This is a genomic window from Megasphaera sp., assembly GCF_047831605.1.
In the GTDB taxonomy this organism is placed as follows: domain Bacteria; phylum Bacillota; class Negativicutes; order Veillonellales; family Megasphaeraceae; genus Megasphaera; species Megasphaera intestinihominis.
This window is the reverse complement of record NZ_CP181255.1, coordinates 1,033,647-1,052,325: the sequence shown is the minus strand read 5'-3', so window position 1 is coordinate 1,052,325 and position 18,679 is coordinate 1,033,647. Positions and strand designations below refer to the sequence as shown.

General features: G+C 56.7%; 12 protein-coding genes. 7 read left to right on the top strand and 5 right to left on the bottom strand.

The genetic code is table 11. From position 1 onward, the window contains the following. Nucleotides 1–75: 75 nt before the first annotated feature. From ACFWUB_RS05050 to ACFWUB_RS05030, 5 genes are all read right to left on the bottom strand, one after another. Complete coding sequence (locus ACFWUB_RS05050; protein WP_292106047.1) at nt 76–756, bottom strand: uracil-DNA glycosylase; 681 nt, start codon at nt 754–756, stop codon at nt 76–78. A 16-nt stretch (nt 757–772) separates the two neighbouring features. Next, the gene (locus tag ACFWUB_RS05045; RefSeq protein ID WP_416184325.1) at nt 773–2,383 is read right to left on the bottom strand and encodes an ArnT family glycosyltransferase; all 1,611 of its coding nucleotides are present in this window, start codon (nt 2,381–2,383) and stop codon (nt 773–775) included. 11 nt (nt 2,384–2,394) lie between these two features. Next, nucleotides 2,395–3,954: an ArnT family glycosyltransferase gene (locus ACFWUB_RS05040; protein ID WP_292106052.1), complete on the bottom strand. Its 1,560-nt coding sequence runs from the start codon at nt 3,952–3,954 to the stop codon at nt 2,395–2,397. Further along, on the bottom strand, nt 3,951–4,544 hold the full coding sequence (locus ACFWUB_RS05035) for a DedA family protein (protein WP_292106054.1): 594 nt from the start codon (nt 4,542–4,544) through the stop codon (nt 3,951–3,953). The genes ACFWUB_RS05040 and ACFWUB_RS05035 overlap by 4 nt, the downstream gene beginning before the upstream one ends. 90 nt (nt 4,545–4,634) lie before the next feature. Beyond that, nucleotides 4,635–5,585: a hypothetical protein gene (locus ACFWUB_RS05030; protein ID WP_020309690.1), complete on the bottom strand. Its 951-nt coding sequence runs from the start codon at nt 5,583–5,585 to the stop codon at nt 4,635–4,637. 129 nt (nt 5,586–5,714) lie between these two features. Between ACFWUB_RS05030 and ACFWUB_RS05025 the strand changes: the two genes are divergently transcribed. The 7 genes from ACFWUB_RS05025 (at nt 5,715) to addA (ending at nt 18,659) form a co-directional block, all read left to right on the top strand. Then, nucleotides 5,715–6,437, top strand: a complete 723-nt coding sequence (locus ACFWUB_RS05025) for an MgtC/SapB family protein (RefSeq protein WP_020309691.1) — start codon at nt 5,715–5,717, stop codon at nt 6,435–6,437. 156 nt (nt 6,438–6,593) lie between these two features. Further along, complete coding sequence (locus tag ACFWUB_RS05020; protein WP_020723776.1) at nt 6,594–7,862, top strand: pyridoxal phosphate-dependent aminotransferase; 1,269 nt, start codon at nt 6,594–6,596, stop codon at nt 7,860–7,862. A 372-nt stretch (nt 7,863–8,234) separates the two neighbouring features. Continuing rightward, complete coding sequence (locus tag ACFWUB_RS05015; RefSeq protein WP_292299396.1) at nt 8,235–9,299, top strand: ADP-ribosylglycohydrolase family protein; 1,065 nt, start codon at nt 8,235–8,237, stop codon at nt 9,297–9,299. 111 nt (nt 9,300–9,410) lie between these two features. Beyond that, complete coding sequence (locus ACFWUB_RS05010; protein ID WP_416184324.1) at nt 9,411–10,172, top strand: IclR family transcriptional regulator; 762 nt, start codon at nt 9,411–9,413, stop codon at nt 10,170–10,172. 237 nt (nt 10,173–10,409) lie between these two features. Continuing rightward, a complete protein-coding gene (locus ACFWUB_RS05005) occupies nt 10,410–11,393 on the top strand; it encodes a 4Fe-4S cluster-binding domain-containing protein (RefSeq protein WP_192813528.1) in 984 nt (327 codons plus the stop codon). 236 nt (nt 11,394–11,629) lie between these two features. Next, nucleotides 11,630–15,040, top strand: coding sequence for a PD-(D/E)XK nuclease family protein (locus tag ACFWUB_RS05000; RefSeq protein WP_416184323.1), 3,411 nt, complete (start codon nt 11,630–11,632; stop codon nt 15,038–15,040). Beyond that, nucleotides 15,024–18,659: a helicase-exonuclease AddAB subunit AddA gene (gene addA, locus ACFWUB_RS04995; RefSeq protein ID WP_416184322.1), complete on the top strand. Its 3,636-nt coding sequence runs from the start codon at nt 15,024–15,026 to the stop codon at nt 18,657–18,659. Before ACFWUB_RS05000 ends, addA begins: the two co-directional genes overlap by 17 nt. The last annotated feature ends 20 nt before the right edge of the window (nt 18,660–18,679 follow it).

Here is an 18,679-nt window from a genome sequence, read left to right as displayed (position 1 = left end):
ATTTTTCTGAATGTTTTTGCTGAAACGCCGACAATTTTAATGTAAAAATCGAATTTTACCGATTTTTTAAAGGAATTATCGAGAAAAACGTGTGAACTGTTCCCGAAAAAGACCGGCTCCGCCGTTGGCCGGGTGGCGCATGGCGATGGCCGGGAAGCCGGCATTCTGCAAGGTTTCTGCTGACTTCCTGCCGATGGCGGCCAGGCGTATATCCGGCCGGCAGTAGCTCAGCAGGGCTTTGGCGTACACGAGGCCGTCGGCCAGCTCACTGTCCGTCGGCGTGCGGTTGGAGAAGGGCGAGGTCTTGTGGGGATGGAAGGGGAAGATATTCCATAATAAGACGTCGCGCGGGTCCAGGCCGTTGTCGACGATGGCTCCCCAGACGTAGGTATCTGTCGGCTCGTTCATGCCTTTTTCCCGCTGAGGACGGCTGGTCATGAAGGCGCTGTCGGGCCGGCTCGTGCGCTGGCCGCGGTGGCCCAGGATGACGTCAGCATGTATCTGTTTGTGTTCGTCCAGGAGCATGCGTTCGCAGGTAATGGGGATGCCTGTGAAGCGGCAGCCCTGGTATCCGGCGGCTTCGGCGATGAGGACGATGCGGGCCCGGGTCAGGCGGGGCGCCAAATATTCCCGCAGCTGCTGGCAGCGGATGGCTGGCGCGTCCGGACTGATGTCGCAGGAGACGTCATATTCGGACCAGGGATTGAATACGCCGGGATGATGGTAGGCACAGAGTTTGTCGATGAGTTCTTCCATGGAAAATCCTCCTATCCTAAGGGCTGGGCTTGAAGATATAATACGGGCCGATCCGGCCTACTTTCCGGGTCAGGCTGAAAAATTCCGAGGCTTTATAATCTTTATATTTCCCTTCCGGGACGACGAGGGTCAGGTTCTGGTGCTGATTCAGGCTGGATAACACCTGGTCTTCGGAAGCTGTCGGGTAGACGTGTTTCTTAGCCCATACGGCATCGCGCCGGAGCCGGGCATTTTCGTCGTAGTCGGCCGGTGCCGTCCAGTATGCCGTCTGTCCCGTATAATAAGGATAGGACGTGCGGTACTCTTCAAAGAAATAGACCGGGGCCGCATCGTTCAGGACGGTCAGGGATTGGGCGGACCGGTATTGATAAAAGGGGACCAGGACCTGGAAGGTCACGATCAGGTAGGTGATGACTGTCGTCGTAATCAGGAAGAAGGGCAGGGCCAGATAGGCTTTCTGCCACCACGCCAGCCAGGTCAGGATAGCCATGATGGCCAGGAATACCGTCAGCAGCAACAGGCCTTGGACGGGGAAAGGCGCTTTATCCGCAAAGGCCACCAATACGGCGAAGAGCAGGCTGTAGACGGAGGCCGGGATGAGGGCTGCCAGCCAGGCATAGCGGGCGTCCTCGTCGAGCCAGGCCTGCATCGTGCGGGCGCCCAGGTATAAGAGAGGCCAGTTGGCGATATAGGCATAGGTTGGGTATTTCGTTGCCATGAGGCTGTAGAACAGGATTGTCCCGAGGGCCCAGATGGCCATGAATACGTACTCATCGTGATGACTGCGCCGCCGCCACAGGGCGTAGAGGCAGGGGCCGGTCCAGGGCAGGAGACTGATTGGGACGAGGACGAGGTAGTAATACCAGACGTCGTATTCGGGATGTTCCGATACGGTCGCCCGGACGACGTTGTTGAAGCCCAGCAGGCCATCGATGAAATCCATGCCATGGCGGCTGTACATGGGGCCATACCAGATCAGGCAGAGGAGCAGGAAGAGCACGATGCCTGCCGGCGGGAACAGCCTTTTAAGGTAATCGGGCCGGCGCTGGATGGCGGTAAAGAGAAGCAGGAACAGGCCGGGCAGGACCAGGCCGACCGGGCCCTTGGTCAGGACGGCACCGGCAGCCATGACGTAAGCCCCTGTCATATAGCCTTTCTTCCCTTCTGTCAGGCCGATATAGGCGAAAAACAAGGTAGCGCCACTGAAGAAATACAAGGGCTGGTCAGTGATGACGGAGCGGCTGACGAACCAGAAAATCAGGGATGTCACGGTCATGGCGGCGAAGAGGATGGCTGTCGTGCGGCGGCCCGTCTGGCGCAGGGCGAACCAGGCAGCCAGGGTGCAGGAAGCGGTGCCGAAGAGGACAGCTGGCAGGCGGGCTGCCAGATCCGTCGTCCCCAGGAGGCTGTAAGACAGGCTCAGGAGCCAGTACAGGAAAATGGGCTTATCATACCAGTACGTGCCGTAAATCTGCGGGGACAGCCAGTTGCCGCTGCGGACCATTTCCAGTGCCGTCAGGGCGTAATTCGATTCGACCGGGTCCGTGACGGCCAGCTGAGATATGCCGACGGCCAGGAAAAGGAATGCTGCCACGAAGATGATGGTCAGGAATGTGCGCTGTTTCATGGGGACACCTCCTAAGGATGGTTGATGAGGATGACTTGTGTCGGCGTTTCGGCGGCGATACCGAAGCGGTCAATCAATTGCTGGGATTTGGCCAGCTTATGGAAGGTCGATTTCGACATGACCAGGAAAATCTTATCCTTCTCTGCGAGCAATTCTTCCAGGTCCGGGTCCTTGACGGGGCCCCATTCCGTTCCGTACATGCCGCTGTAATAGGCGATGCCCGGGCGCAGGAATTTTTCGATATAGAGTGGGGAATGGCCGTCATAGACATCCGGCAGGATTTGGGCTGTCTCGTAAGATGTGACGTGGCCTTTGAACTGGGGGATGATGAAGCCGAAAGCCGCCCAGGAGAAACAGATCATCATCACGATGCCTGCCACGAAAGCCGACCGGTAGCGGCGGCGCCACAGACACCAGGCCGGGAGGAATAATGCCGCTGCCAGCAGGCCCGAACCCCAGGCGATGGCCGGTCGGAAAAAGGCGGCGTTTTCGTGGAGCGGGATGGCATTGCTGGCGAGCAGCAGCAGGCCCAGGATATAGAAGGATACCAGCAAGGGCCGCGAAAATTTCCTCTCGATATAGCAGCGGTACCAGTACCAGCCCAACAGATATGCCGTCGGCGGGAACATCGGGGCGATATACGTGACCAGCTGGGTCTTGGAGAGGGAGAAGAAGACGAAGATAAAGGCCGCCCAGACGAAGCAGAACCGGAGTATGTCGCGGAAGGGGTCCCGCTTGTGGAACAGCCGCCGGATTGTCGGGAACAGGGCCGCCGTCCAGGGCATCATGGCGGCGAAGAGGATGGGGATGAAGAAGAAGAGACTGTTCTGTCCCGGATGTTCCGGCGCCGCGAAGCGGGTGATGTTGTGATAGCCGATGAAGGTGTCCAGGAAGACTTCGCCGTGGACCCGGTACATGAGGATATACCAGGGGAGACCGACCAGGAAGGCCAGCAGGATGCCCTGGGGAATCTTCATATGCTTCAAGAGCGGCCACTGCCGCGTCCAGGCCAGATAAATGAGCATGATGAGCGCCGGGAACGCGTAGCCGACAGGGCCTTTAGCCAGGAGCGACAGGCCGCAGAAGATATAGGCTATATAATAGTTTTTACGGTAAAAGGAAACCATGGTCACGGTCAGGGTGAACATGAGGGTCATGTCCGTGACGGCAGCCTTGCCGATATACATGAAGCCGGCACTGGTCACCAGGAACAGGGCCGACAGGAAGGCGATGGGTTTATTGAATAATTCCTTCCCCTGGACGTAGACGTACATCGTCGTTGCCATGGCCATGATGACGCTGGGCAGGCGGGATGCGATGTCAGAGACGCCGAAAAAGCTGTACGACAGCATTTCCAGCCAGTAGAAGAGCGGTGGTTTATCGTACCAGTACTGGCCGAAGATGCGCGGTGACAGCCAATCCCCAGCCAGGAGCATTTCCCGCGCCGTTTCGCCGTAGACCGGTTCGTCCGGGTCCATGAGCGGGGCAGCACCTAAAAATGGCAGCAAGATCATTGCTGCCACTAAGGCGACGGTCAGGCCGTAACGATGTGTTAAGAACCATTGTTTCATGATGCATTTCTCCGGCGGCGTCTATGCCATACGAATACGACGGTGGCGACGACACAGACGGCGATGACGGCCATGAGGAAGATGTGGTTGTACTGTATGAGGTCCCGCCAGTGACTGCCCAGGAGGGAGCCGGCCCATACGAGGAGCAGCGTCCAGGGGATGGTGCCGATGACGGTGAAGATGGCGAATTTCCAGAAAGGATAGCGGGCGACGCCGGCCGGGAAGGAAATAAACGTGCGGACGCCGGGCAGGCAGCGGCAGATGATGACGGCAATGCCGCCGTACTTGTTGAACAAGTCTTCGGCCATGCGGAATTTACGTTCGTTGAAGAAGATGTATTTGCCATACTTTAACAAGAGCGGCCGGCCGCCATAAGAGCCGAGCCAGTAACTGATGACCGAGCCGACGAGGCCGGCGACGCAGGCTACGGCAAAGGTCGTCCAGAATGAAAAGATTTGCTGGGAAATGAGGAAGCCTGCAAATCCGAGTACGACTTCACTGGGGATGGGGATATTGGCGTTTTCCAATGCCATTGCCACGAACATCGCGATGTAGCCGTACGATTCCATGAGTTGTAATAATGTATCCAAGTAGGCACACTCCTTATCGATAATGTAAAGAAACAAACTTGCTATCTATCATAGCACAGATGGCCTGCCGGGGCTAGTGTCCGCCAGCTATTATCCCTTGCTTTTAAAGCATGGGATGTGGAACAGGGCGTAACGGCAGAGCAGATAGCCGTAGATGGCCAGGACCAGGGCCGTAATGACGACCTTGAGCCATACGGCGACGGCCAGGGGCTGTAAGAACCACATCGAATGGAGGATGATCGGTTCGCTGACGAAGAACAGGCCGTAGGAAATGCGGTGCAGCGTGTGGGACCAGGCCGAGTGCTTATCGAACTGCTGATGGAACCAGGCCGTCAGGCCAAGGACGGCGGCGACGAGCAGTAAAGCCGGCGTCAGCGCTGTCAGGATAGAGGCTCCCTTGCCGGGCATCCAGGCGGCATAGACGCCGACCATGATGGCGAAGCCGAAGAGGCTGCTGCTTTTAGGCTGATAGCCAGACGGCGTGAACCAGCGATGGCGGAAGGTGTAGACCCCTAGGGCAAAGGCAAAGAGGGACAGGACCAGCCAGTCCGGGCGGATCCGGGCGATGTAAGGGATGGCCAGGGACTGAGGCAGGAAGGCCTGACAGAGGAAGAGGGCGGCTGCCAGCAAGACGAGGAAGCCCAGCAGGAAAGGAACTGATGGCTTCGAGGCGATGCGGTGCTGCAAGACCTTATGGTTGACATGCTTGATCAGGGACAAGCCGGCAAAGAGCAGGAAGAGCCAGAGCGGGACCCACGACGTGACCGGCAGGGCTGATGTGACCAGCTGTTCTTCGATGCCGAAGAGGACTAAGACGAGGCCCGGCCAGCCCAGACGTTTCCATTTATCTTTCAAGAAGAACGATATCGTGCGGATGCGCAGGGCCGAAGCTCCGAAGTAGGCACTGATGAAGAAGACGATGGAAATGGCGACGACGGCACTCTCTTCGTAAAAGGCTGTCCAGGATTGTAGCAATAAAGCGGCCAGCGTCAATACGACGGCGGCACTGCGCAGATTATCAAAGCAAATGAAGCGGTTCATGATCATGACCTTCTTTCTCCGATGCGGGGAGAACATTTTGCTTGTTCTCTGCTGCATCTATATATTATAATACCATTATAACGTTTTCTTAACGGATGTAAAAATTATTTTGAAAGAAGTTGAGCCTCTATGATTTCTACGGAAGACAGCATCATCCGCCTGATTATGGCCCTCATCCTGGGCGGACTCATCGGTTATGAACGACAGGCCCAGAGCAAGTCGGCAGGCCTCAGGACACATACCCTGGTCTGTGTCGGCTCCTGCCTGTGCATGATCATATCTATCAATATTGCCATGGATTATTACTTCACCTTTGGCTATAATAACTCCGACCCGGAACGGATTGCAGCTCAGGTCGTATCCGGCGTCGGCTTCATCGGGGCCGGTACGATCCTGGCCAACCAGAAAGACCGCAGCGTCCGCGGCCTGACGACGGCTGCCGGCTTATGGGCCGTATCGGCCATCGGCCTCGTCGTCGGTGCCGGCTATCTCGTCATAGCCTGTGTGGCGACGGCGCTGATTTTCCTGGTCCTGACCGTCTTCGTCCGCCTCGATGCCCGCCTGGAAGGGCACTTCCGCAAGCGCTATGCCATGCACCTGGTCATGAAGAACAACATCGGCCAGGCCCGGAAACTTTCGACTTTTATCCATGACCACCACATGCATATCAAGACCTTCCATTCCCATAATGATGACGATGCACCCTTGGCCGACATCGACCTGGAACTGACGGCGGCTCATTACATGGATGAAACGGAAATCGTCAGCCAGCTCCTGGCCATGAAGGGCATCAAACAGGCGACGTTCCACGTCGATGCCGGTGCCAGACACGACAGCGAAGACCACAAATGAATATTGTATACAATATTCATGCTGTGTATACAGTATTTTAGGCTTTTCGCTATATAAAAACTCTTTTCACAGTGCTATAATGTAGGACGTCAGGACATTTGGAGAGAACAAGTGTCCACTAAACACGAACTATTATGCAGAGAGGGGTTTTTTACGATGACGATTATGGCAGCAGCAAGCAGAGAAGGTAAGACATTACGTGACGTGGTATTCGCCGCTGGAGCGGCAGCCCGGGAAGCGGCAGCGCAGTACGGGGCGGATAAGGTCGTCAATGCGACCGTCGGCTGTTATGCCGGCGACGATGAAAAACTGGCTTGCCTGCCTGTGGTAGAACAATTATACCGCTCTCTGCCTATGAGCGATTTCATTACCTATGCACCGCCGCTGGGCCTGGAAGGCTATCGCCAGGCCGTCATCGACGAAACCTTTGAAGGCTGTCGTCCCGATGGCTATGTCGATGCTGTGGCTACGTCCGGTGGTACCGGTGCCATCCATATCGCCATTGCCAACTATTCAGAAGTCGGCGATGCCGTACTGACGACGGACTGGCGCTGGAACATTTATGACTGCCTGTGCCAGGAAATCGGCCGCGACCTGCACACCTTCTCGATGATGGACGACCAGGGCCATTTCAATACGGCGGCGTTCTCGGCTGCTGTTTCCAACATCCTGCGCCGTCAGGATTCGCTGCTCCTCATCCTCAACACGCCGGCCAACAACCCGACGGGCTTTGCCCTGTCCGATGCCGAATGGGCCGATGTCCTCGAAGTCTGCCGCCTCCATGAAAAGAATGGCAAGCGCATCAGTATCCTCGTCGATATCGCCTATATCGCCTATGCCGGGGAAAAGGACCGCGTCCGCTCGTTCATGAGACAATTCGCCGGCCTTCCGGAACACATCTTTACCATGTTCGCCTTCAGCATGTCCAAAGGCTATACTATGTATGGCCAGCGCGCCGGCGCTCTCGTCGGCTTGTCGTCGAGCAAAGCCGTTATCGAAGAGTTCGCCAATCTGGGCAAATATTCGGCCCGCACGGCCTGGTCGAACATCAACCGCGCGGCCATGACGCTCCTGACCAAGATCCGCAGCGACCGCGACCTCATGGCCCAGCTCGAATTGGAACGCATGAGTTTTGCCAAGAGCCTGCGCCGCCGTGCCGACATCTTCACCTATGAAGCCGACCGCTGCGGCCTGCCGTATGTGCCCTATAAAGGCGGCTTCTTCATCTCCATTCCGACGCAGCAATCGGCTGCCGTCTGTCAGGCCTTGGAAGCCGACCTGGTCTTTGCCGGTCCCCTGGCCCAGGGCGTCCGCCTCGGCGTCTGCTCCATCCCGGAAATCAAGATGCAGGGCCTGGCCGCCATCGTAAAGAAAGCCCTCGACCGCGTAGAAGGCAGAACCGACCTCCTCGCAGCGGGGAAATGAGTTAAAATGTTGGTGGCTCGTGGCTAACTGCTAACCACTAACAACTTAAAAGAGGCTGTCGCATTAAGACAGCCTCTTTTTGAGCTTTAAGTTTGTAGTTTTTAGTTTGCAGCAAATGGTAAAAAAATTAAAGTCAGCTTCTACAAACTACAAACTCCGTACTACAAACTCCGTACTACAAACTATAAAGTAAAAGGGGCTTTGCATGATGGCAAAAATCTTCGTGCGACAAGCCCTTTTTTTATTTGCAAATTCCTATCATAACCTGTATAATGAATGTATAAGCTTTTTATTATATACTACTTGAACGAAATTGTAAAGTTTTTTGAGAAAAAAAGACTCGGACGACAGACGAGGATAGGAGGATGCTACATGGATGGACTAGATCGGTTTATGGGTTGCATGTTTGGCGGCGCCGTAGGCGACGCTTTGGGGTTTGTCATTGAATTCGACGATTTGAAGACGATTCATAAGAAATACGGCCCTTATGGATTGCGCACTGTTTTAAAATCGGCTAAAAATGGCAATAAGAGCCTTATCTCAGACAATACGCAGCTGGCGTTGTTCACAGCTGACGGCATGCTCTGGGCCGACCACGACGGATTGGAACCTTCAGATGGCCTGTACCGGGCGTATATGCGCTGGTATTATACGCAGACCGAACGCATCATCCATCCGGAACAGGAAAAATGGATGAAGCGCCAGCCTCATGAAGTCGATTTCGACTACGACATCATGGGGGAAGAGGCCCTCTTTGCCCGCCGCTCTCCGGGCAAGACCTGCCTGACGTCGCTGGCGTCGGGGAAAAAATTGACCCGTCAGGAACCGCTGAACCACAGTTGTGGCAGCAGTACGGTCATGCGGGCTGCGCCTATCGGCCTGTTTTATGCCGGCGACCCGGAAAAAGCCTTTGCCGTCGGCTGCCAGGCTGCCAGCCTGACCTACGGTAGTCCGGAAGCCTATTTATCGACGGCCACGCTGAGTGCCATGATTGCCTCCCTGGCAGCTGGTAAGGATATCAGCGCTGCCCTGGGAGGGGCCCTGCGCATCCTCCAGGCTGATCCGGAAGGGACACCGCTCATGAAGACTATCCTGCGGGCTGTCGACGAAGCCGTCACCGACTGCAATCCAGTGCGCTCCATGAAGAAGCTGGGCCTGGGCAAGAAAGCCGATGAAGCCCTGGCCCTGGCCGTATACTGCGTCCTCAAGACGGGCCATCTGAAAGACGCAGTTCTCATGGCCTGCAACCAGGATGGCGATAGCGATACGTGCGGCGCCATCTGCGGCAATATCATGGGTACCCAGGATGGGGTCCAGGCTATCCCCAAGAGCTGGCGCGGCAATTTGGAATGTGACGATTTGATCCGCAAGCTGTCGCAGTGCCTGTACGACCATCATCAGACGTCCCAGGAAGAAAGCGAAGCGGTCAGCCACTAGCACTCTCCGGCTGGGGCCTGGCGTTTCCCTCTTGACATTATGCCTGTATTCCATATAATAAAGTATATTAATTTCTTGGCGTCGTGACGATGCCGGATCGGGGGAACGAGGATGATTGAATCGATTGACCGGGCCCTGGCCGTTTTACAGCTTTTTTTAAAGGAAGAAAGGCCCCTCAGTGTGACCCGTATCAGCAAGCTGATGGACCTTCATAAGAGTACTGTCAGCCGCACTATGGATACGCTGGAGCGCCGCGGCTTTGTCCAGAAAGACAGTGAAACAGGGAAATACTGGCTGGGGCTCCAGGTCTATGCCCTGGGGATGCTCTTCCGGGAAAAGGATGCCTTCCCTAAAGTCGCCTATCCGTATGCCAAGGCCCTGTCCCTGCAGTGCAATGAAGGGGTCCATATTACGACCTTTGCCTATAATGGGGCTTCCTATCCGCAGCACATCATTTTAGAGAAGATCAAGTCGCCCAGGACGATTGATACGGCACCGCCTATCGGTGCCGTCCGTCCGGCGTATTGCTCGGCCTCGGGCAAGTGCCTCTTGGCTTTTTCACCGGAATACCTACACACTTATACGGGCTGCACGCTGCAGAAGTTTACGGAATATACCGTGACCGACTGGACCGACCTGCTCCAGGAACTGGAGAAGATCCGCTGCCGGGGTTATGCCGTGGAACGGGAAGAAGTCGAACTCGGCATGGCATGCATTGCCGCGCCGATTTTCCATCATGGAATCATTACGGCGGCTATCAGTGTATCCGGGCCGGCAGACCGGCTAACGGCGGAAGGACGGGACCTGGCCATCGAAGCTGTCAAAAAGACGGCGGCCGACATTAGCCGGGCTTTAGATTCAAAGGAAATGTAAGGATTTCTTTAGAAAAATAAAATAATGTTTATGATGAATTGTTTGGTATAAAAATTATGCAAAATGGGAATACGCAACATGCATTTGCAGAAATGGACTTTTATGGTACAATAAGCGTGGATACTACATTCGGGTCACAAGATTGTCTGCTGTGAGGTGAAAAAATACTTTCCTTTCCATCTTACTGCAGTGTGGGAACAGCTTGGGATCTTATCCACGATTCGAGGCGAAAAAAGAATGAAAACAACAATCAGCATGGCCGCAACGACTGTACCGCGTGTGGTCCACCCGTATAAGACACGGAACGGCGGCGCTACCGTCACGGTTTTCGTGCCCTATAATTGTCACAACCATTGCCCGTTCTGCATCAACAAGGCGGAATATGAAGATATGACGGGTTTTTCTGAAGAAGCCATCTGCCAGAGCATCCGCCTGATGGACAGCTTGACGCCGTTCTGTGATTTCGTATTCACTGGCGGTGAACCTTTTGCCAATATGGAATCGCTGCAGCGCATGCTGGACTGTATTCCTGTGACACACAAGGTATATATCAATACGACGCTGCCCGTCTTTGAGAATCAGTCAGAAGACGACATCGTCGCTTTTACGGAACGCAACCGTCATAAGATCACCTGCATCAACGTATCGCGCCATATGCAGCACTATGTACAGGAATCGAATGATGGCCTCCTGAGCCGCCTGGCTGTTCCGTTCCGCATCAACTGCGTATTGTACAAGAAATATCCGGCAGACCAGCTCAAACCGTATCTGGAACGGTTCCGCAAGATTGATGGGGCATCAATCCAGTTTCGTTTCGACTATACGGAAACGACGCCGGATAATTTATATGAAGAAGGCCATGACCATATCCTTCATGACCTGAAGAAAATCGCCGATTATACGGGCCTCGACGGCTGCCGTATGCGCTGCGGTTTCCATTTCGATTACAAAGGCATGGAACTGACCTATCATAAGACCCTGCCGTACAGTACGGTCATCGAACGGGATGAACGGGACGATAAGGAATACGATATCCTCTATGATATTCTCATCAAGCAGACCGGGGCCATCCATTCCGATTGGGACGGGACGCCCTTGGACATCGAAGCCTACCGCAATGTCGTCTTTGAACCGTATGACCTCAAATGGATCCAGCGGTCGCGGACGGGCCTGAGCAAACGCCTGCCCTTCCTCAAGACGGCCTGCGCCATTTTCCATTGATTTTTTGCCGCGTGAAGGCGTTGGCCGGCATGCGTGGTTCTTTTAATTTTAGTTTGTAGTGCGGAGTTTGTAGTTTGTAGAAGATGGCTTTAAATTTAAAACCATTCGCTAAAAACTACAAACTTAAAACTCAAAAAGAGGCTGTCTTCATGCGACAGCCTCTTTTTTACTGTTCTTTTCCAGTGGAAATCGGGTATAATAGAGATAATCGATTTTTTATGTAAGGAGGTACGTTCATGGCCGTTACAGTATTATTGGGCAAGGCGGGAAGCGGCAAATCGACGCAGTGTTATCGGGAGATACAGGCCTGCGCGGCTGCCGGTGGCAAGACCCTGCTCCTTGTCCCGGACCAGGCGACATATGGTGCCGAACGGCATCTCGCCGAAAGTTCCGATGGACAGGGCTTTTTAGGGACGCAGGTCGTCGGCTTTTCCCGGCTGGCTTATAAAGTCTTCCAGGAACGGGGCCTGGAACACGCGTCGCTGTCGGAGTTAGCCCGCAAAATCATTTTGCAGCGCCTGCTGCACAAAGGGGAGAAAGAATTTTCCGTCTTGCAGACGGCGGCCAGGCAGCCGAATTTTGCCGATACGGCAGGCCGCTTCTTATGGGAATGCCGGTCTTTCTGCGTTACGCCGGAAGCCCTGCGCCAGGCGGCTGAAGCCGTCCCCAGCCCGACCCTGTCGCACAAGCTGGAAGATATTTCCCGGCTCTATGAAGCGTATCAGGCCTTTCTGGCAGACCACTTCGGCTCGGCAGATGATACGATGACTCTGCTGGCCCGGGAAATCGGGCATTATTCCTTCCTCCAGGGCGCCCATGTCTGGGTCGATGGCTTCCAGTGGTTCACACCGCAGCAGATGGAAATCCTGCGGCAGATAGAGCGCGCAGCCTCGAAGGTGACGATTACCCTGACCATCGATGAAGCGCATCTGGCACAGCAGCTGCGGGAAACGGCCTTGTTCCACCGGGCTTACGAAGTCTATCGCGATATAAAGACACTCTTTCCCCATATGGAAACGGCTGTCGTCGAAAAGCGGCCGGCCGGCCCGCTGACGGCCTTTCGCGATGCTTTTTTCCAGACCGTCCCGGCCAGCATGGACCGGCCCGTATCGGCCCTGGAAATCTGGGAATGTCCCGACAGGGATGGAGAAATCGACAGCGTTGCCCGGAAAATCGCAGCGCTCTGCCGTCAGGGCTATCGTTATCGCGACTTCCTGGTCCTGGCCCGGACGAGTGACTTGTACCACGACCGGGTCGAACGCATTTTCCGGCGCTATGGGATTCCCTGCTTCAGCGACTATCGCCGGCCTATGACCAGCCATCCCGCCGCCGAGGCCATTTCCGCCCTGTTCGGCGTCTTCCGCAGCCGCTGGTCTCATGAGTCGCTCTTCCGCCTGCTCAAGACGGACCTCTTTCCCGTCAGCCGCCATGACGTCGACGATTTGGAAAACTATTGCCTCGCTTACGGCATCCAGGGGCGTCACTGGCTGAGGGATGCTGAGTGGACTTACGGCCGCCGGCAGGAACAGCCCCAGGTCATCGACGAACGGGAAGAAGCGCACCTCCAGCGCATGAATGCCATACGCCAGCGCGTGCGGGACATTTTGTTCCCCTGCTGGGAAGAAGCCCAGGAAGAACATAGCCTGCGCGACTGGTGTACCTTGCTGTATCACTGGCTGTGCCGGCTGGACATCCCGTCAGTACTGCGCCAGTGGCAGGAAGAAGATGAGCAGTCGGGCCTTGCCGAAGAAGGCAAGGAGCACGAGCAGGTCTGGAAGCGTATCGGGACGTTCCTCAATGAAATCGTCAGTCTTTGCGGTGACGATGAAACGGACCTCGATGAATTTTCCCAAATCGTCGAAGATGGCCTGGCCAATTTGAAGTTCAGCCTTATCCCGCCGACGCTGGATCACGTCACTTTGACGGCTGTCGAACGAGGCTATACGATGCAGGCCAAGGTCGTCTTTCTCTGCGGTGTCAATGACGGCGTCTTCCCTCAGCATAGCCAGGAAGAAGGGCTGTTCAGCGATAAAGAACGGCACCGCCTGGCTGATCTGGGCATCGTCCTCGGACCGGGGAGCCGCTTCCGCTCTTTCCAGGAACGCTTCTTGTTCTATTTAGGGGCGACCCGGGCTGCGGAACGGTTCATCATATCCTACGTCGTCGCTGACGATGACGGCAGTGCCATGGAAAAAGCGTCGTGGATCCATCAGCTCCGGGATAAAGGCTATGTAGCTGACATCATCCGCCAAGAGGCCAAGGTACAGCCCGGCCGGGAAAGGGATTACCTGCTGGCCCTGCCGGCGGCTCTCGATTACCTTCCCGGTCACTTGCGGCCGGCTGCCAATGGCGAAGCTGTCGGGGATATATGGTGGGCCCTCTATGACTGGGCCTGGCAGCATGGCTGGCGCCATCAGGCCGTGCGCGCCGTCCAGGGCCTGTTCCATACGAACCTGCCTGTCACCCTGCCGGAATCGTTGGTGCGCCGCCTCTTTGCGCCGGACGGGACGCTGCGCGGGTCGGTCACTAAGTTCGAGCAGTACCGCAGCTGTCCCTTTGCTTATTTTTCCCGCTATGGCCTTGGCCTGGAAGAACGGCCGCGCTATCAGTTCGCTGCACCGGACCTGGGCATGCTGGTCCACGGCGCCCTGCGCATCATCGGGGAACGGCTGCTGCGGGAACAGAAACAGTGGCATGACATTCCCGACGCAGACGTCCCGGCCATCTGCCGCCAGGCGACGGATGAACTGGCGCCGCAGGTCCAGCACGATATCCTCATGTCCAACGCCTATTTCGCCCAGATAAAGGAACGGCTCATCCAGACCCTGACCCGGACGGTACGACGCCTCAGCGCTTTCAGTGCCGTTTCCGATTTCCATATGGAAGGGCTGGAAAAATCCTTCGGCCGTCCGGGCAGTCCCTGGGAAGCCCTGCGCTTTACCTTGAAGAATGGCCTGCAAGTCGTCGTCACCGGCCAGATCGACCGCATCGATACTTTGCGCCAGGGGGACCATAAATACGTCGTCATCATCGACTATAAGTCCGGCCGGAAACAGCTCGACATCAGCCAGATTTTCACGGGCCTGGAACTGCAGCTTTTGACGTATATGTTCGTGGCTTTGCTGAATATTGGCGGCGATGCCATTCCGGCTGCCGCCCTATACTGTTACGTCCGCAATGATAAGGTATCCCTGGAATACCGCGTCAGTGAGGAAGACAAGAAGAAACTCTACGATGCCAAAGGGAAGCTGACCGGTTTCTACCTCGACGACGGCCAGGTCATGCAGCAGCTGGATACGTCGATGCAGGGCTTTTCCGATTTCCTCAACTTGCGGCTGAAAAAAGACGGGACCCTGAGCGATTCGTCCCACACGCTCTATAATGAAGCAGGCTGGAGCCACCTGCTCGACTGGGCGGCCCGGCAGATACGCGATATTGCCGGCCATATCGGCGACGGTGATATTTCCATCCATCCCATCCTCATGGGCCAGCAGGCGCCGTGCAGCTATTGCCCTTACCGGCCGGTCTGCCGGTTCGATGTCGCCGTTGCCGGCAATACGTATGACGCGGCGGGACGGGAAGATACAGACGAGATGATTCAAAAGATGTTTGATGAAGGAGATGACGAACATGGCCTGGACGAATGAGCAGCAGGCAGCCATCGACAGCCGGGGGCAGACGCTGCTCCTGTCGGCGGCGGCCGGTTCCGGGAAGACGGCTGTCCTGGTGGAACGCATCATCCGCCGCCTCCTGGACAAGGAATATCCCATTGATATTACGGAATTACTGGTCGTCACCTTTACCAAGGCCGCCGCGGCCGAAATGCGCGACCGCATCGGGACGGCCCTGATGAAGGCCTTGTCGGAAACGAAGGATCCCCGCGTCGAACGCCAGCTGGCCTTATTGCCATCGGCCCAGATTTCGACGCTCCATGCTTTTTGTCAGCATGTCATCCGTAAGTATTTCTATACCATCGACCTGGATCCGGCTTTTTCCATTGCCGGTGAAGAAGAATTGAACCTCTTGCGCCGCCAGGTCCTGGAAGACGTCTTCTTGTCTTACTATGAAGACGATGAGAAAGCGTCCATCCTCTATCCGCTGGCCGATATGTTTGGCAGCGACCGCGGCGATGACATCCTCATGGATACAGTAAGCCGCATGTATACCTATGCCCGCAGCCTGGCCTGGCCGGAACATTGGCTGAAAGAGGCGGCCCGAGCTTATGACGTGGCGCCGGACGCCGTCATCGACGATATGGTCTGGGCCGGCCCCATCAAGGATGCCGTCCGCCGTATCCTTGAAGAAGATGCCCACCTCTATGACGGCGTGCTCTATCACCTGCGCCAGCGCGAAGCCTTTGCGCCGGCCTGCGATACCTTCGTGGCTGAACAGGCAGCTCTCCGGCAGGCCGCCCAGGCCCGGTCCTGGAATGATTTGAGCCGCTTTGTCCGGGCCATCGACTTCCCGCGCCTGAAGTCACTGCGGAAATTATCGGATGACGATAAAGCCGTCTGGGAACGGTGCAAGAAAGTGCGCGACGATGTCAAGAAAGACGTGATCAAGACCTTGCAGTCCGTCTATTTCTCGGCGACGCCGGAAGAATGGCTCGACGGCATGCGGGCCATGAAACCCGTCATGGATGGCCTGGTGACGCTGACCCTGGATTTTGCCAAAGCTTATGGGGCGGCGAAGAAGGAAAAGGGCTGGATCGATTTCAGCGACTTGGAACATTTCTGCCTGCAGATCCTCCTCGCCCCCGATGCCTCGCCGGAACATCCCGTGCCGTCGGCGGCAGCCGAAGAGCTGCGCAGCCAGTATGAAGAGGTCTTCATCGACGAATACCAGGATACGAACGGCGTCCAGGAACTCATTACCCGCCTCGTTTCCGGTGAGGACAACCGTTTCATGGTCGGCGACATCAAGCAGAGCATCTATCGTTTCCGCCTGGCCGACCCGACGCTGTTCCTGGAGAAATACCAGTCTTTCAGCCGCGATGAAAAAGCCGTGCAGCGCTGCATCGACCTGGGGCGGAATTTCCGCAGCGTTCCGGTCGTCCTCGACGCCGTGAACGCTGTCTTCTCGCGGGCCATGACGGCAGAAGCGGCCGGCATGGATTATGGTGAACGGGAAAAACTCTACGCCGGCCGGCAGGCTCCGGACGATGAACGCTGGATCGGCGGGCCTGTCGAAGTCGACATCGTGCCGACGCCGAGTGACGAGGAAGACGACGACGGCAGCACGGCCTTTGAAAAGGAATGCCGCTTCATTGCCGGCCGCATCGGCGAGCTCCTGGCCAGCGGCCGCATGGCAGCCCGCAAAGACGGCACGCTGGAGCCCTTGTCTTATCGCCATATCGTCGTCCTCCTGCGCTCCATGGCCGGCAAGGCCGACGTCCTCATCCAGGCCCTGCAGGAAGGAGGCATCCCGTCATATGCCGAACAGAGTGGCGGTTATTTTGCCGCCGTCGAAGTCCAGGTCATGCTGGCCCTCCTGCGCTGTATCGATAATCCCGAACAGGACCTGGCCATGGCGGCTGTCCTGCGGTCGCCTTTGGTCGGCCTGGATGAGACGGCCCTGGCCGGTGTCCGCCTGGCCGGTGACGGGACGCTGTGGCAGAACCTGCCGGCCTTTGTTGCTTCGCTGCCCGACGGCGTAGATGAAAAAGAGGACCTGCAGCAGTTCATGGCCGCCTTTGATTCGTGGCGCACGTACAGCCGCCGCCACGGCGTGGCAGAACTCTTGCAGCGCCTGTATGATGATACGGCTTATGTCGACTTCGTCGGGGCCATGCCTGGCGGCGACGTGCGCCAGGCCAATCTGAAAGCCCTGTACGACCGGGCCCGGCAGTACGAAGAAGCCGGCTTCCGCGGCCTCTTCCGCTACCTGCAGCTCATGGATAAGATGAAAGAAGACGGCCTGGACCTGGCGCCGGCTAAAGTCGTCAGTGAAAAGGAAGACGTCGTGCGCATCATGAGTATCCATAAGAGCAAGGGCCTGGAATTCCCCGTCGTCTTCGTCGCCGATATGGGCAAGGCCTTCAACCGCCGCGACACGCAGGACCAGATACTCTTTCACAATCGCCTGGGCATCGGTCTCAAGCAGTATGACCCGGAATGGCGCATGTCCTATCCGACGCTCATCTGGAGCGGTATCGCCGCCCAGCTGCGCTGGGAAGGGACGGCCGAAGAAGAGCGCATCCTCTATGTCGCCATGACCCGCGCCAGGGACCAGCTTATCCTGACGGGCCACAGCAGCCACATCGACCGTGACTGGCAGCGCTGGACGAGCCGCCTCAATCCGGCTCAGGCCAAATCGTATTTCGACTGGGTCATGCCGGCTGCCCTGGCCCCCTTCGGGGCCAAGGCCGATGCTGATTATGCCCGTCCCGGTGCGGCCTGGCAGGATGCGGTCTGGCAGGTGCGCATCGCCAAGGCCGTCCCGGCAGGGACTGTTGAAGAAGGCGCCTATGATGGGGAACCGCGGCTGGAAGCCCTGCGGTGCGGCGACTTGACCGGCACGCCTGTCCCGTCCTGGCTGGACGAACAGTTATCCTGGCAGTATGCCTATCCCCAGGCTGTCCGGACAGCGGCCAAGTTTTCCGTATCCGAAGTCAAGCGGCGATATCAGGAACTGCACAGCGATGAACTGCAAGACGAAGCCGCCCTGTCTGTCCCGGCTGCGGCCGTCATCCCGCCGGCGCCCGGTGAGGACGATGCCTTTGCCGCCCTGCCGCCCTGGCTGGCCGGAGAAGAAGCGGCTGTCAGCGGAGCTCAGCGCGGGACGGCCCTGCACAAGGCCTTGCAGTATATCACGCCGGCTGCCGATCAGACGACGGCGACTTTGCGTCGTGAAATCGACGCCTTTGTCCGCCAGGGCCTGTTGAGCCGGGAAGAGGCCAAGCTGGTCTATGTGCCGGTCCTGGCAGCTTTCTGTCAGTCCGATATAGGCCGGCGCATGGCCGAATCGCCGGAACTGCATCGCGAATATCCCTTCACTGTCCTGTTAGCTGGCGGCGATCCTCTGCCTGAGACAGAAACGGGCGAACAGATTTTGATCCAAGGGGTCATCGACTGCCTTTTCCGCGAAGATGATGCCTGGATCCTCGTCGATTATAAGTCGGACCGGCTGGAAACGGCAGACGCCTTCCGCAGACGCTATGCCGTCCAGCTGGCATTATACAAGCGGGCTGTCGAACAGATTACGCACCGGCCCGTCGAAGAAACGTACATTTATAGCTTACATCTACAACAAGAAATCAGACTATAAAAACTGTAAGGAGGTTTTCT

Coding starts and splice junctions, on each gene's coding strand:
- ACFWUB_RS05010 (WP_416184324.1), top strand. CDS start 9,411: ATGATTGAATCGATTGACCGGGCCCTGGCCGTTTTACAGCTTTTTTTA.
- ACFWUB_RS05005 (WP_192813528.1), top strand. CDS start 10,410: ATGAAAACAACAATCAGCATGGCCGCAACGACTGTACCGCGTGTGGTC.
- addA (WP_416184322.1), top strand. CDS start 15,024: ATGGCCTGGACGAATGAGCAGCAGGCAGCCATCGACAGCCGGGGGCAG.
- ACFWUB_RS05050 (WP_292106047.1), bottom strand. CDS start 756: ATGGAAGAACTCATCGACAAACTCTGTGCCTACCATCATCCCGGCGTA.
- ACFWUB_RS05045 (WP_416184325.1), bottom strand. CDS start 2,383: ATGAAACAGCGCACATTCCTGACCATCATCTTCGTGGCAGCATTCCTT.
- ACFWUB_RS05025 (WP_020309691.1), top strand. CDS start 5,715: ATGATTTCTACGGAAGACAGCATCATCCGCCTGATTATGGCCCTCATC.
- ACFWUB_RS05015 (WP_292299396.1), top strand. CDS start 8,235: ATGGATGGACTAGATCGGTTTATGGGTTGCATGTTTGGCGGCGCCGTA.
- ACFWUB_RS05040 (WP_292106052.1), bottom strand. CDS start 3,954: ATGAAACAATGGTTCTTAACACATCGTTACGGCCTGACCGTCGCCTTA.
- ACFWUB_RS05020 (WP_020723776.1), top strand. CDS start 6,594: ATGACGATTATGGCAGCAGCAAGCAGAGAAGGTAAGACATTACGTGAC.
- ACFWUB_RS05000 (WP_416184323.1), top strand. CDS start 11,630: ATGGCCGTTACAGTATTATTGGGCAAGGCGGGAAGCGGCAAATCGACG.
- ACFWUB_RS05030 (WP_020309690.1), bottom strand. CDS start 5,585: ATGAACCGCTTCATTTGCTTTGATAATCTGCGCAGTGCCGCCGTCGTA.